Genomic DNA, 14407 nt, shown 5'->3' with positions numbered 1-14407 from the left:
AATGGATATTTAAAAGGCATAAAAAAACCCTTAGCTAAATGGATAACTAAGGGTAGTATTATTGATCACTGCGTGATCTGTTTAACTCGTCCGACTAAACGAGTCTATGAATTTATCTTTAGCTGCTTTGGAATCTAAATCATCATTTACAATAAATGCTCTAATAGGTTCCTGTTTAGTAGTTGTATTTTCGTTAACGTTCCTTACATCTTGAACACCTCTATCTTGTAATTGAGTTGAATTAATTACTGGTGCTGAATTAGCTGTAAATGATGGTGCTGAAAAACCACCTGAACCACTCCCTGCTGTTGAAGGAACTTTGACACTTATGATTTTCTTAATACTGGCTAAACCAGTGGCTACAGCAACACCTGCTGCTATTGGTGCTAATGTTGGTCCGACAAATGGAATACCAACCATTGATTCATAAGCTTTCTGAGCTGATAGGTAAGTACTGATTGAAGCACTTGATATAGCCAATACTTTACCTGCTACAGTTGCTTCACCTAATAGACTAGCAGCATTAGCAGTTAGATTTGCAATTGCATCTAGATTTTTTTCTTTAGTTGCTTTCTCAGCATCATCAATTTCTTGTCTGGCTTTACTAGCTTCTGATTCAATTTTATTTTTGGCATTCTCAAACGCTTGTTTATTGATTAGACCATTATCATATTGCTCTTGTAACTTAAGGTTCTCCAATGCTTCTTTATCAGCAGGAGATAGATTAACATCACTTAAACCCTCATCAATATTGTTGACTATTTTATTTGTTGTTTCTTCTTTCCTGACAGTCTTTACCTCTTCTGTTTGGAGCTGAATAAGGTTGTCCTTGTTGGTAGGGTCTGCCTTGATCAGGGCATCAAATGTTTTGTAAATTTCTAAAACTCGTTTATCAAATTCATTCAATCCTTTATTCCTGATTTCAGCTACTTTATCTTCATAGATTTGATTGTATTTAGTATCAACCTCACCCATTGCAATGTTTTTCGCTTCAACCAGTGCTAATGTCTCTTTGGAGAATTCACCGTATTTAGCTTTGGTTACTTTGATATTGGAATCATATAAATCATCAATAGCCTTTTCCGATAATTGACGTTCACTTAAATAAGCCTCTGCTGTAAACTTTTTAGCATCAGCCAGTGATTTTTTTATTGCTTCATTCTTTGCAGTATCAATTGCTTTTTGCTTATCAGCAGCAGCTTTATTTTTATCGGCTAATTTCTTAGCTTCTTCATCAGCAACCTTTTTAGCTTCATCTGCTTTTTTCTTTGCTGAATCATTGATACGCTTTTGCTCCTTAACATCCAGAATATTTCTTTCCTGAATAGCTTCATTCAATTTATCGTAATACTCTTGATTATATTCGTCTTCTGCTTTGGCTTTAACCTTTAAATCACTGATGGTATTGGTTAAGATTTTACGGCTGTTTAAATATATCTGTCTTTCATTTTCACCTTTGGCCGATAAGATTTTATTCTGATATTCCAATTGTTTGTTTTGTCTTGCAACAGCCTCACTATACTTGTCTGCTTCTCTACTTGCTTCACTGGTTATCCCAACCAGATCAGTTAAAAACTGTACTGTAGCAGTACCTAACTTGATGAAGTCTCTGAGACCTGGAATAATGTTCATCAACTTATCTTTGAATGTCACAATACCCACTGCAACCAATGCTAAAGCCGTAACAATAAGGCCGATTGGATTAAGAGATAAAACAAAATTCCAAGCTTTTGTAGCTGCATTTGCAACATTTGTTGCAGCAGCATTAGCTAATAAGGCTACAGTACTTGTTCTTTGAATGGCTGCACCTGCACCTGCACTAACATTTAATGCATTTTGAGCTACAGCAGCAGCCCTTAAACCCTCTATATATGGTGTTAATACATCTCCAACATCACCTACTGTATCAATTACACCAATGGCTGCACTGATTCCACCCAAAGAAGCTACCAAACCATCAATCAAACCACCTGCATCAGGGAATACTGATTTGAAAACAGGAGATAAAGCAGCAATACTACCGCTTACAATTTGAGCTGCTCTGCTCACCCCTGCTAATGCATTACCTGCATCGGGGATAGTTCTATTAAAAACATCTTGTGCATCTCTAAGCCTAGCTATCTCAGCTGTCTGGTCACGATACTCTTGTGTATTCTCCTGATTGGCTAACAGTAATCGCTGTGCTTCCAACGTAGCAGCCCTTAATTGATTTTTTAGCGAAGCTGTTGCAGGGTTATTCCCCAATGCTGATAATGATTGATTTGCTTGCTGTGTTGAAGCGGTCAACCCTGATGCATCACCTTCAATTGCTACAACTACTGTCCTTTGTGTGTTATCCATTTACCTATATTATTTATCGAGGTAATGGATTTAGGATCTGCGAAGCAGATCCAACTACAATATCTTCTGGAGCTTTACTGTAGACCTGCTTTCACTATTGGTATATGACACACTTAATAGCTTCCAATACGTATATCCGTTGCGTCCCATATCTATGAATATTGGTTTTTTAAGGTCTAATTGATTGATGATTTGTTCATTCAGGAACATCTGGCAGGTTAGATAAGTAACATTAGCTGATTTTAGTTCATTAATCTGTCTATTATAAAAGCTATAAGAGTATTTAACATTATCATACTTAGCATCCTTCAAGAAAAAAACCTCTTTTGGTTGTCCAAAATGAAGGTCAAACACTGCATTACCGTTGGAATCAAAGAGATAATTAGAAGCTACGGCAAGAATGCTAGCAGGAGTCTGTGGAGCATTCCAAACACCATGATAATTATCGAATACTTCGGTCATAATCGTATAGTTTGGACTTATTGTAGTACCATTATATATCAATAATCGAATGTTAGTATCAATATTTTCCGTGTTACCACCATTAATTCCATACATATATGGCAGCGGTAAGGAAAAATAAGGTGTATTTGTTGTTGAATATGAACCTGCGGTAATTGTAGGGCTAAAGATTAAACTGATTTCCTTCTTATCTGTGATTCCTCTATTGTCTGTAACCTGTAAATCACTATAAGAAGCATTGTTATATCTATCCTGATAGGTAGTATTCAGGAAATCTTTATCAGTTTTCCATTTAAAGTTATAATTCTTTGGAATATCTAAATTACTATCATTGGAATAGTCACCAGAATAATCAATATACCTTGTCCAATCCTGTGCAGAACCAATTAATTTTTCATCATTAGCCAATGAATAATAACTATCATATGTTTCAAAGATTATCTTCTTTTCATTGTCCTTATCTACGTATTTATAAAGGTTGAATAACGAGCATATACTGTTGATAAAGTCGAGCTGTTTAATAGCAACTGGTAACTGTGGTGTTATGTCACTACCAACATATGTGTCAACATCAACCGATTGTCCAACTAATGAAGGAAATGATAACTCAGCTTGGAAGAAAGAATAATCTAACACATCTCTTTGAAACACATCTGCATTAACATAAAATGTTGCACGCAACATGTACTGTTTGCCTACTTCATATTTTGTTGAAGGGATAACAAATTCTTTAGTACGAGTAGTGTAATCTTGCCTATACGGTAAAATATAGATATCCTCATACTCTGTATTCCACCCATTGAAATTATTATAACCATCATTATCATCAACATTAATAACACCTCTACTTACAAGCTGAACACGCATTTCCATCCCAACATTTGACCTAAAATAATAATCTAATCCGTATGAAAATTTAGCTGTAGATGTAAATGATTTGACAACGTTAAAAACTACATCAGTATATCTGGGAGACTGAGCATTAGGAGTCATCGAAAAACCTGCACCTCTACTGAATAATTCTGTTTGCACGATACTAGCATCAAATCTAATACCTACAGCTACCATGTTATTCTGATTGATAATCTTTTCGTGTGTTCTGTTATCCCTCTGTATTTTTTTTAAAACATTAACTGGTGTAGCACCTGTATATATGATGCTACTAGTTGTACTCTTTCTGGTGTTAGGTACTATCAACTTATTGAATATCTCTAAGAATTGTGCATCACCCTTCATTTCATAAGTGTATCCTATCTTGGAAAAGATTCTGTTAAATATGGATTTAACAAACACAGCAGGTTGAAAATTTAGGATGTTAAAAGGATTGGTAACAGATGATAAATCAGGATGATTAAACTTAACTCCGTATTGTAGACTCGGGTAAACATAATCCTTTGTAGCGTTCCATGATGCAGTAATATTATCCAGATTATAGATGTGTTTTAAATCACTTAGGTCAATATCAGTTAATAGGCTGTCTCCAATTTCCATTGTGAATTCCTTAACTGTTCCTGTTACAGTACATTCATACGTTCCACGCTTAGTAGATTTCAATCTCAGTATACCTTTCAATATCAATACTCCATTCTCATATACCTCACATCCAACACCTAATTGCGGATTGTAATTAGCGTTTAATCTAGGTGTATTATCAGCTTCATCAATGTATTTAGTTGTCAAATTACTATATCCAAATGCTCTATTATTTATCTCACTGAATTGGAATGATAAGTCCTTAGTGATTACATCCCTTCTTACCAGTAAATCCTTTACCTCAGCTACTTTTATCTCAGTTGTAAAGTCTACGTTAGCAGCATCTAATTCAATTGCATTACCTGCAACCGTATCTATCAAATATATATTATAAATCATGTATGAATCTTTACAGTGGTATTGGATTTTAAGAAAATTTTAGTACGTTTGAGCATTCACTTTAACACATAAAATTATGGCACGTCCTAAAGCAGGTTTAGAAAATAAGTTTGATGCAAAAATTAATGCAATTAAAAAACAGATTGAAGCACTTCAAGAAGATTTAGCAACTGCTGAAAAACACAAAGCAGAGTTTTCTGAATTCAAAGATAAGTATGAATACTACAAACAGTTAGAAGATGCAGAAGCTGTAATTTCTCCGATTGTTAAAAGACGAGGTATAACAAAAACAGGAACTGTAGTTAAGCCTGCGAATACTAAATTACCAAAAGGCGTAAAGTTTGATAAAGATGATGAAGCACTTTAAAACAACAACACCAATATAAATGAGAAAGGAGTAACTGTTATGGCTACTCCTTTTTTTTTTGAGATCAGCGGATGCTGATTAAAAATATAATGATTAAAATGTAATGGGTAATGTATATGGGAAAAACTCTTCACCAGTAAATTTTTGTAGTGGTATTGAAGTCTCCATTGTAAAGCTAAATTCAAAACTATTCAATTGTCCACCGTATCGAGTATTCTGGATAGCTCCACCCTTGTCTGTTACACTAACAGGATATAATTTATTCCCTTCAATCATCACATACACCTGCTTGCTTCCAAGCAATGAAGTAGTTAACCATTTAGACTCAGGATTAGTTAGGTATTCACTAACAACTGTATAGGTTGATAATGAATCTGATTTTAATGTTACATCTGTAGCGTTATATTTATCAGCATTATACTTACTATACTTCCCATTGGAATCTAATTTATAAGGATTTCCAACTGTAGATACTTTAGTAACCGCTACTGATTCTCTAACATTTTTGAATAAGTAAGAATCTATTCCACCACTTGTATTAGCCCAGAATACCTGTACATTACTAATACTCTTGAATGTATTCAGATAACGATATACAGGCTGTACAGCAACGTTATTATTAACATCTAATAGTTCGATTGTATAATATTTTAAGTCTGTTAGAACGCTTCCATTAACCTGTAAAACTAAAGGGCTAATATTAATCCTTCCAATCTTTTGAGTAGTTGTAATAGCAACAGTTTTAGTTACTGATGTACCTGTTGAATAATAAAATATGAACCTAATCTTACTAGCTCTACCATCATTCAAATAATACAGATATTCAGTTGCTATTGGTTGTATGTCACATTTATCTGGCTTGTTAGTTAAGAACCTACCAGTACCTGATGCAGTAGCTACAACAGTTGTGAAATCATAATCATATTCAATCTTAGCATTGAAAACATAAAGGTCTGATATCAATGTAGTGCTATCTAATATAACATTACCTGTTGGCCTGAATACTCCACCTACAGATGTTATCTCATCATCGTATTCTTTAATCCTTATACTGTATTTATATAAATCATTAGGGGTATATTCAATCAGATTAGTACTGTTGTTAATAGATGTTTTAGCTGCATCTGATAAGATTGAAACTAGGTTAGTAAATGCCTCCTTTGGGGAAGTCGGAATACCTTTTAATTTCTGTGAACTTATTACTACTCCTGCTGAATTCAAGACTTCAACAATGAAGTACCTGAAATAAATACTGACAGTCTTAAACTGTAATAAGATATCACTGTTAGAAGGTGTATATTTTTGTGGTTGTTGAATAATAGTTATGGCCATGTAAGTTATTTATCTGGGTAATGGATAATTCAGTTAATCTTCCCACTTATCGCAAGGAAAGAATGACCATTGCTTCTTTGATAAGGGACAACCACAATCTGAACAGGTGTAACTGAATAAGGATGATTTAACCTTTGAAGGGCATTCATCACATACTTTCATTCTGGTTGTTGCCAGTGATTTTTCTTCTGGTGTATGAGTGTAGACCTTAATCCAACTCCTCACTATATCTATAATATTTATCATTATCTGTTTGATTGAATTAAGCCAGGTATCGGAACACCAGTAAGTGGAATTCTACCCTCTGCGTTATATGCACTAGGTACACCGATTGTTAATGGTAACATACTTAGGACGTTATTAATTGATTGATTAGTAAGTTCTGTAACCAGTTCTTCTTCTAATTCAACCAACTCAATATTCATAATTGGATGTGGTTTTCTACCGTCTCTGTAGATAGCATTCTTTACAGCATATGCTACAGCTTTATCTTTATCATCCTGAGTCATATTAGCAAAAGTTTCATCAGACATACCTTCAGGTCGCCTGTATTCCAATTGCCTGAACTGTTGCCATGCAATGAATGGTAGTATCGGTGGAAGTATTCCTTTGTGGTATGAGAATGGAGATTGAGGTGCTTTAGCATTGGAAAATGCACCACTGATACCATAGTTCAATACAAGTAATTGAATAGAGCCTACGATATGTAATTTGTTATCATCAATAATTTCAATTGCTAGATTTCCGATATCACCAGTTACCTGATAGTTACCTGTTGTCAGGTTTGTTTTTACCTTCTCTATAAATCTTCCCGCTATACGTTCCATTGTTGTAATGGTAGGTTCAAATGAATCTTGTGAAGTACCTAAGTTATCCAAGAAATCTAATGAAGTATTTCTGCTTGCTCTTAGAGCAGATGATAGTGAATCAGGGTAAGGTGCTGCCATTATTTAATATTATTATATTCTGCTTTTGCTTCCATTATCTTAGCTACATTAAGTACATAGCTTAGTGAAGAATCATAAATATCATCAGTTGTTTTATTATCCCAATCTGCTACAGATTTAACCAACCAGTACCATGAATAAACATCTTTTAAATGTTTACGCTCGTCTTCTGCGAAGCTTGTAGTTTTTGCATCATTAGGGCTGTCTTTAACTGTACTGTTTGTTTGATTCTCAAACGCTCTAAATATTTTGTTAAAGTCTTTTGTGCAAAAAAAAACAATGTGACTATTTCAATCATATTCATCTTGTTTACATCAATTGGTTTAATGGTTAAGTCCTTCCAGAAATACAATATCCTCTTCCATTTGGAAATGGGTTCTTTCCTTATGAAGAATTCAACAACTGATGCAACATTATCAATAGATTTAAATTCACCACCTAGAGCTTTATAGGTCAAATAATTATTCACTGTTAAGTCTAATGTATCAATCAAATATGATGGTCTATCCTTTAGCGGTTCTGGTAATTTACTTGCCCATTGAATCAGCGTAACCAAGTCTATGTATTGTTTGATATCGTAACCTCTGATGATGTTTATATCTACTCCTGTAATAGCAGCAATAGTTAACAGGCTATTATCAATTTGTTGTAGTTCATAACCATCTTCATGTTCCTGTAGCTCCCAATCATATGTCTGGCTTATTACCCTCTGATATGTTTCAAGGTTAACTTCATTCCAACCTTGCGGTATCTTATTCTTTAGTTCTTTAAATGTCATTGTTTCTCCCATGTTATAGTCAGGTAATGGATTGCTATACTGAATACACAGACCATTGACCACCACCACTTTTTAATCCGTAATCACTTAATCCTTTGTAAGCAAGCATAGCAGATGTTAATGCATCATCATAATTATTCTTGCCTGCTTGATTACCGAATTGATAGTTATTACTCTTAGTTAACCTAGCTTCATATATCTGCATCTCATCAGCTATGATATCATTAACCTTTACCTCTTCTTTCTCTGTAGCATTTACAAACTCATAAACCATATCTGTCTTGTTGGAATTAGTGAATGACATACCTTCAACATAATGTCCTGAATTTTGCAGTTGTTCATAATACCAGTTACCAACACTGGTGCTATCAATAACCTTCAAAGTATTCTTATCTAATACATCCATCTTGTTGAATTGTAATGCAGATGATGGTATCCTAAACCTATCAAAGTATGTGATATGTCCTGTATCATCTAACCCTGTTATAGCTGTCCAATCTCCTGTTTGATTACCCTTACCTAATGCCACATCAATACCATAGCACACAGTTTTTTTAGTACTTAATACTGATGTTCTTGCTTTCTGGATATACTCATATTCAAAGGGACATGCTTCTGTTGCACTTACTTCACATAGGTATTCTTGATTGAATTTAATTATGGATCGGGCATTTGCTTTAATCTTATCTAATCGTTCTTTACTCCAAAAAGGATTATCATATGCAGTGTATTTAAATGCTTCCCAATCGTCCATACCATCAGTAGCTGCTTGCCACATCCTAAAGAATCCATTAGTTGAATTAGGGGTTGAAACTATTATACATCTACCTCTATCTTTAATCCCCAACATTGGTTCTATAACATCCCCATATAATGTTTCCACATCATAATATGCAGCCTCATCTAATATCACTAATGATATCTCATTGTTACCCCTAATAGCATCCATATTATCAGCAGAATACAGTTGAACAAATGCACCATTCTTCAATGTTATTTGAAGGTCTGTTTTATTATCTGATTCAATTAATTCACTTGGAAATGCATTAACTAAATCCCTATAAAACTTCTTTGCTAATTTATAATACGGTGTTATATAGAATGCATTTTCACCTACTCCATTATTATCTATCCCCAATAAACAATGTACTATCTTCTGTATACAGAGTGAAGATTTACCAAACTGTCTACCTGCCATTACAATTACATTACGCTCTGTTGAATTGAAGATAGTTTGTTGTGCAGGATGTAATTGTTGTAATACTAATTCAACCATAATTATATATCAATTATGTTATTATCCTTAGCAGGTGGTAACTGATTATCGTATTTAATAGTGAATTCTATTTTACCACTTGTGTTAATATCTGCCTCTATTTTTTGTGCTGATAATGTTGGATAAGCATACTTCATTACATTTAATAATATTGTCCACTTACTGAATTTACTCATTGATTCTAAGTCATCATTAAGCTCTTGTAAGCGACCTTCAACTACTTTTGTTATAACTGCTTTAACATCCCTATTTACTTTGTTAATCGCCCCCTTTGGCCGTCCATTTGGATTACCAGATGTACCCTTTTGTATTCTTCCCATTTCTTGTTTTCACCTGTATTTATCAGGTTCAGGGAGGTAATGGATAGGCAAAATTAAAATAACCAAAATCAGACATAAATATGACATAAGCCCATAATTATAGCTATAAACAATGTAATTAAATAAAACCATTGCAATAGACAATAACTGTATTTCCATAAAAGGAAATAAAAGAAATCAACAAGCAAACTGTATTTGTTGCTTATATAAATTTTGCAGAGTTTTGTGATGTAATTAGTATACTAAACATATTATAATGGTAGGAGGATTAGGAAAATTTTTAGAATCCAACTAAGATTGGCGAACCAAAAGAAATAAAAATATTTACAACTATTTATCCACATTTTTCAAGGCAATACAAAACGCTCTGATTTGAATTTAATGCAGGTATTATAGGTAGATTTTAAAAATAATGGAAAAATTATTTAAAGATTTTTTAAAACACCAAAAGAATTTATTTTGGTTTAAAACAAAATTTATACTTCTACAAAATTTAAAGTTTTGAAATGTGAAAAATGTTCATTTCATTTGTACAGAAAATTTGAAAAAAGGGACATATATGTCAAAACTAATTTCAGTAAAATACATAGGTTTGAAATGCAAAATAAATTTGGTTTAAACCAAAAGAATTACTTTATATTATGGTACTGACAGTTGAATAATTCTTATTCTATTTCTGGTCTTGTTACTGTTACTGATAGAGAAAATGAAGAAGTTAGTTTAGATGATTAACTGAACAAAGATGATGCTTTAACTAGTGCTTATTAAAAAACAAATAATATGGAAGATTTAAAAGATATTCTCAGAATCGTGCTACCAACTGTAACAGCAATTGTTGTAGCTTATATCGGAAGAAAAAAGAAATGAAAAACCCCACCAAAATAATGATGAGGTTAAATTTAAATGCCTACGAAAATTGGTCTGTAATTAAAGTTAATATAAATTTAATAGACTCTGTAACTACTCTTCTAACTACTACTTTTAAAATCCATTTTGAGATTTTTTTACTCCTGTTCATTGTGTTTTAACTAAACACGGTTGATGTAGATTACGGTCTTACTATAGTACAAAAGTAAATTATCTATTTTACATTCTAAAATTCCTGATTTTGAAATAAAATGGAATGTATTTTACTTTATTTCTTTTTTCTTCCAGACTTTTTTACTGGCTCTGGTGGCTTTACTTCTTCAACAGGTGTAATTACCTCTTCTACTACTTTAGGCTCTTGTAGAGCTTTATATTCATTCAGCAATACTAAATACTTACTACTTTCCAAAAAGGGTATCATTGACATACTGATTGTCGTGTATATACAATCAGGGCATGTCCAACTGGTGTTGTTGTTCTGGAGCATTCCGATTTGAATGCGGATATCCTGAACCCTTTTTGCTTTCATCTTAAGCTCTGCATTCATCTTATTTTGCTTTCTATTGAAGATAGCATATAATTCATCTTTGATTTGTTCTACTGTTTCAACCAGTTCTATGTGTATTTTTTCCATTGTTTAGAATGTGTGTCTAATATATTTTACTTTATGATCCGTTAACGGATCTGGTGTTACCTCTTCTTGCTTCACCTCTTTCTTCTTTGGTTTAAACCAGTCTATGATTAGCTGTATTCCAACGGCATTGATTGGAAGGTTTAAGATTGTGGTTATTAATTTAATCAGCTTCTTCATCGTCTACGTTCTTATTGTCTTTACGTTTATTCCATTTGCTCACTGGATATTCTTCATATGCTTTATAAGGTTTGAACTTTGATAGCCTACCTTTTTCATCTTCTGATAGAGGTTTTGGATTAGTTCCTGATAGTCTATGTTCCAACAGCTGCTCACCTATGGTTATGGCTCTAGCTTTATAGTAATTGCTACTGTGAGCTTGTAATAGCGTTTTAACCTTAGATTTTACATCATCAATCTGTTGTTGTAGTCCCTGCTTTTTTCTTCCTGGCTTTTGCTTATGATTGGTAAGGATATCCAAGATTTCTATTTCTTCTGTAGACAGGTTTTCTTTAAGGAATTGGAATAGCTGATGTTTATCGTTTACATCTGGTTCTTCACTGGCTAACACCTTTGCGCTGATACCATCACTGCTTTGCTCACTATCATAATTGAATTCAGTAGGCTCTAGCACGTTGTTATGACTTGAATTAAAACTACTGGCAAACCTAAATTCTCTAACACTAGATGGTTTAGGCTTAAGTTTATTTGTACGTACACCCATATTTTTCGCCATGTTCGTAACGTAGGCCATTAAATAATTAGGGTCATCATGGAAGGTATCATAGAACCAATCTGCATCCTTTCTGCATAGATCAAGGAAAACCTGCTGTGTTAAATCTTCTACTACCATCCCTCTTACATTTCTTGCCAGTCCTGCTTTTTCATACAGAATCATCTCAATTCTTAAGTGAATTGTTTTAGATTTAAATAGGTCACTGATTGTTTGATTTTTAAATTCTTCGTTACTCACTTAGTTGATTTTTTTACTATTCTTCTTTAGAATTATCAGAGGTAACAGTGCTATCTTGCTGTTTTGATTATCACCTCCCATAACTATCTTTAATAATCCATCGGCTTTTCTGTCTCGGATTAATTGCTTTAATGCTTCTGTTTTAATTGAATAAAACTTATCATACTTACCAACTATCTTAAATACCATATGGGTTGACTGTGTAGCAGATAAACCTGACTTTTGTAGTTGACCATCGTAATCTTTTTTCCCAATCTCTACCGCAACATTACCAGTGTTATCAGCCATTCTATCTTCTTTAACCTCTATGTATTTGGTTTTAGATTTGGGAGTAGTTACTATCAGGTCATAACCTTCAAATAGCATTTGATTCTGTGTACTAGTTACATTGTATCCAAACTGTTGAAGTATAGAAGCAACTTCATTTTCCGCTGATTGACCAGACTTTAAATCCTTATGAAATTGGGCTGACATTGTTGATAGCATTAGGCGTTTTAGTTATGCCATTGGCTATCATGTCTGTGTTTATAATTATGTTGTTCATAACTATAAATAGTCAGCTAAAATTTAAAATCACTTTTGACTTGAAATAATTATAAAATAGTTTATAAGCCAGATTAAAAAAACCCCAATCTTTTTACGGATCGGGGAATTATGAAAACAAAAATTATGAGTATTTTATTTATTATCTTTTTGGAAATGCTTTATTATACGCTTCTGCGAATTTTTCAATCAATTTTTCACAATGTTTTTGCACTCTACCTTTGTAATCTACAGCTACAAACAATCTTTCATCTTCGTTATATGTTACTGATACAATTGGCTTATCCCAACATCCTACCTGTGCTAATTCCTTTTGTAATTCAGTTACCTGTGCTGTTAATAATTCCATTGATTCTAATCGCTTATCTGATGTATAAACTACCTGATTATATTCACTAATGATATCGTTTATTGCATCATTGATAGCCCTACTGTTAATAACAATTACATCTGACTCAGCTATTCTATTAATCAGTATGTCTATTGTTTCTTTTAATTTATCTGTTAATTTTTCCATTTCTTTGTGTGTTTATATTTTAATCTTAATTCCTTTATTTTTCATTCTTTCTAATCTTGTAACCAGTTTTAACACTGTTATACAATCTTCATATAGTTCTTCATCTTCTAAGCATCTTAGCACCTTTTCGAACTGCCAGTGACAATATCCTGCATCAACTAAATATTCACGGTCTGGATAAAAATAGCTTAGGATATTCTTTTTATGCATATCTGATTTACCTTTCAAGATTTTATCCATATAATCTTCAAGTAAGTTTATGTATTTATTTGCGGTTTGTACTGTCATCTTTAGTTATTAATACTTCTTCATTATTATCATTTGCAATAAATAAAAGGATAAATGCTATCCATCCAATCACGACTGGAATTAAATTAAATAATGCTAATGCTATTACAATTGCCAGTAAATAATCACTATTGTTTCTTATAAATGTTTTCATATTGTTTCTTTGTGTATATATATAAATATCACGCTACTGATGAAGTGACCAATTTATTTTCACATTTATTTTTCATACTCTTATCAGGGAAGATTTATTTAAAAGAGTGCCATTTAAATACGATACCAGTGTGCTATAAGCTATATGATTATAAGCACGTGATGCATCGGCAACAGAATAATAATATACACCAGTGTCTAAATCTAGAATGACACTATAATTAAGTATTACATTCTTTCTTGATTTATTAATTCTATCGCTTGTTTGTTTAGACCTTTGATAACCCTTTAAACTTTGTCCTATCTTTTTTCTATGTTCCACAGACAATTTTTTATTCTTCTGTGCTACCCTCATTTTTTCTTTAGTTGCTTCTGTATGTCTCCTACCATTGCAACCTTCTCCACCGTCTGTAAGGTTACATAAGATACCAGTTCCTGTATTACTCCGTCCATAAAACTTAATCAATTCTATCTCCTTATTTACCGCCTGATTCCAACTTATATTATCTTCAATGATATCAATTGTGTAATCTGTTTTACTAGTAATGTTTTTCCAGTAATTACTTCTCTTATGTGTTGTTTTTGCTCTACTGTAATTGTTATCATCAGAACCAATCCCTACATAAAATATTTCATTCTTATCTTTTCTTGTGTGTGTATAAACGTACGCCATACACATAAATAGTCTGCCGTTGGGAAAGTAACTACTCTCAATTTATAGGCATAAAAAAAGGGGATCTG

The 14407-nt window shown here is 32.9% G+C and carries 15 protein-coding genes; 1 reads left to right on the top strand and 14 read right to left on the bottom strand.

From position 1 onward, the window contains the following. Positions 1-81 precede the first annotated feature (81 nt). Positions 82-2340 (bottom strand): hypothetical protein, encoded by a 2259-nt coding sequence (locus OQX62_RS24045; protein WP_265834217.1) that lies wholly within the window; start codon positions 2338-2340, stop codon positions 82-84. A gap of 54 nt (positions 2341-2394) precedes the next feature. Further along, positions 2395-4674, bottom strand: a complete 2280-nt coding sequence (locus OQX62_RS24040; protein WP_265834216.1) for a hypothetical protein — start codon at positions 4672-4674, stop codon at positions 2395-2397. Positions 4675-4750: 76 nt separating this feature from the next. Here OQX62_RS24040 and OQX62_RS24035 point away from each other — a divergent pair, with 76 nt between their 5' ends. Beyond that, complete coding sequence (locus OQX62_RS24035; RefSeq protein WP_265834215.1) at positions 4751-5041, top strand: hypothetical protein; 291 nt, start codon at positions 4751-4753, stop codon at positions 5039-5041. A 93-nt stretch (positions 5042-5134) separates the two neighbouring features. Here OQX62_RS24035 and OQX62_RS24030 read toward each other — a convergent pair whose 3' ends face one another. The 12 genes from OQX62_RS24030 to OQX62_RS23975 all read right to left on the bottom strand — a co-directional run bounded on the left by OQX62_RS24030 (position 5135) and on the right by OQX62_RS23975 (position 14339). Continuing rightward, on the bottom strand, positions 5135-6373 hold the full coding sequence (locus OQX62_RS24030) for a hypothetical protein (RefSeq protein ID WP_265834214.1): 1239 nt from the start codon (positions 6371-6373) through the stop codon (positions 5135-5137). Positions 6374-6618: 245 nt separating this feature from the next. Beyond that, positions 6619-7320, bottom strand: coding sequence for a hypothetical protein (locus tag OQX62_RS24025; protein WP_265834213.1), 702 nt, complete (start codon positions 7318-7320; stop codon positions 6619-6621). Positions 7321-7468: 148 nt separating this feature from the next. Continuing rightward, entirely contained in the window at positions 7469-8110 is a 642-nt protein-coding gene (locus OQX62_RS24020) for a hypothetical protein (RefSeq protein WP_265834212.1), read from the bottom strand. Between the two features lie 22 nt (positions 8111-8132). Next, positions 8133-9374, bottom strand: coding sequence for a terminase large subunit domain-containing protein (locus tag OQX62_RS24015; RefSeq protein WP_265834211.1), 1242 nt, complete (start codon positions 9372-9374; stop codon positions 8133-8135). Positions 9375-9376: 2 nt separating this feature from the next. Continuing rightward, complete coding sequence (locus tag OQX62_RS24010) at positions 9377-9694, bottom strand: DUF5681 domain-containing protein (RefSeq protein ID WP_265834210.1); 318 nt, start codon at positions 9692-9694, stop codon at positions 9377-9379. 1135 nt (positions 9695-10829) lie between these two features. Continuing rightward, a complete protein-coding gene (locus tag OQX62_RS24005; RefSeq protein ID WP_265834209.1) occupies positions 10830-11195 on the bottom strand; it encodes a hypothetical protein in 366 nt (121 codons plus the stop codon). A gap of 160 nt (positions 11196-11355) precedes the next feature. Continuing rightward, the gene (locus tag OQX62_RS24000) at positions 11356-12165 is read right to left on the bottom strand and encodes a hypothetical protein (protein ID WP_265834208.1); all 810 of its coding nucleotides are present in this window, start codon (positions 12163-12165) and stop codon (positions 11356-11358) included. Next, positions 12166-12639, bottom strand: a complete 474-nt coding sequence (locus OQX62_RS23995) for a hypothetical protein (protein WP_265834207.1) — start codon at positions 12637-12639, stop codon at positions 12166-12168. It abuts the gene before it with no gap. Between the two features lie 211 nt (positions 12640-12850). After that, positions 12851-13225, bottom strand: coding sequence for a hypothetical protein (locus OQX62_RS23990; RefSeq protein ID WP_265834206.1), 375 nt, complete (start codon positions 13223-13225; stop codon positions 12851-12853). A 12-nt stretch (positions 13226-13237) separates the two neighbouring features. Beyond that, positions 13238-13513, bottom strand: coding sequence for a hypothetical protein (locus OQX62_RS23985; protein WP_265834205.1), 276 nt, complete (start codon positions 13511-13513; stop codon positions 13238-13240). Further along, positions 13491-13667: a hypothetical protein gene (locus OQX62_RS23980; protein ID WP_265834204.1), complete on the bottom strand. Its 177-nt coding sequence runs from the start codon at positions 13665-13667 to the stop codon at positions 13491-13493. The genes OQX62_RS23985 and OQX62_RS23980 overlap by 23 nt, the downstream gene beginning before the upstream one ends. Positions 13668-13739: 72 nt before the next feature. Next, complete coding sequence (locus OQX62_RS23975) at positions 13740-14339, bottom strand: NUMOD3 domain-containing DNA-binding protein (protein ID WP_265834203.1); 600 nt, start codon at positions 14337-14339, stop codon at positions 13740-13742. Positions 14340-14407: the final 68 nt, after the last annotated feature.

This window comes from Pedobacter sp. MR2016-24 (assembly GCF_026239655.1).
Taxonomy (GTDB): Bacteria; Bacteroidota; Bacteroidia; order Sphingobacteriales; family Sphingobacteriaceae; genus Pedobacter.
This window is presented reverse-complemented; position numbering and strand designations above follow the sequence as displayed.

Excerpts from the sequence above, each read along its gene's own strand:
- OQX62_RS24045 (WP_265834217.1), bottom strand. The coding sequence starts at position 2,340 with ATGGATAACACACAAAGGACAGTAGTTGTAGCAATTGAAGGTGATGCA.
- OQX62_RS24040 (WP_265834216.1), bottom strand. The coding sequence starts at position 4,674 with ATGATTTATAATATATATTTGATAGATACGGTTGCAGGTAATGCAATT.
- OQX62_RS24035 (WP_265834215.1), top strand. The coding sequence starts at position 4,751 with ATGGCACGTCCTAAAGCAGGTTTAGAAAATAAGTTTGATGCAAAAATT.
- OQX62_RS24030 (WP_265834214.1), bottom strand. The coding sequence starts at position 6,373 with ATGGCCATAACTATTATTCAACAACCACAAAAATATACACCTTCTAAC.
- OQX62_RS24025 (WP_265834213.1), bottom strand. The coding sequence starts at position 7,320 with ATGGCAGCACCTTACCCTGATTCACTATCATCTGCTCTAAGAGCAAGC.
- OQX62_RS24020 (WP_265834212.1), bottom strand. The coding sequence starts at position 8,110 with ATGGGAGAAACAATGACATTTAAAGAACTAAAGAATAAGATACCGCAA.
- OQX62_RS24015 (WP_265834211.1), bottom strand. The coding sequence starts at position 9,374 with ATGGTTGAATTAGTATTACAACAATTACATCCTGCACAACAAACTATC.
- OQX62_RS24010 (WP_265834210.1), bottom strand. The coding sequence starts at position 9,694 with ATGGGAAGAATACAAAAGGGTACATCTGGTAATCCAAATGGACGGCCA.
- OQX62_RS24005 (WP_265834209.1), bottom strand. The coding sequence starts at position 11,195 with ATGGAAAAAATACACATAGAACTGGTTGAAACAGTAGAACAAATCAAA.
- OQX62_RS23995 (WP_265834207.1), bottom strand. The coding sequence starts at position 12,639 with ATGTCAGCCCAATTTCATAAGGATTTAAAGTCTGGTCAATCAGCGGAA.
- OQX62_RS23990 (WP_265834206.1), bottom strand. The coding sequence starts at position 13,225 with ATGGAAAAATTAACAGATAAATTAAAAGAAACAATAGACATACTGATT.
- OQX62_RS23985 (WP_265834205.1), bottom strand. The coding sequence starts at position 13,513 with ATGACAGTACAAACCGCAAATAAATACATAAACTTACTTGAAGATTAT.
- OQX62_RS23980 (WP_265834204.1), bottom strand. The coding sequence starts at position 13,667 with ATGAAAACATTTATAAGAAACAATAGTGATTATTTACTGGCAATTGTA.
- OQX62_RS23975 (WP_265834203.1), bottom strand. The coding sequence starts at position 14,339 with ATGGCGTACGTTTATACACACACAAGAAAAGATAAGAATGAAATATTT.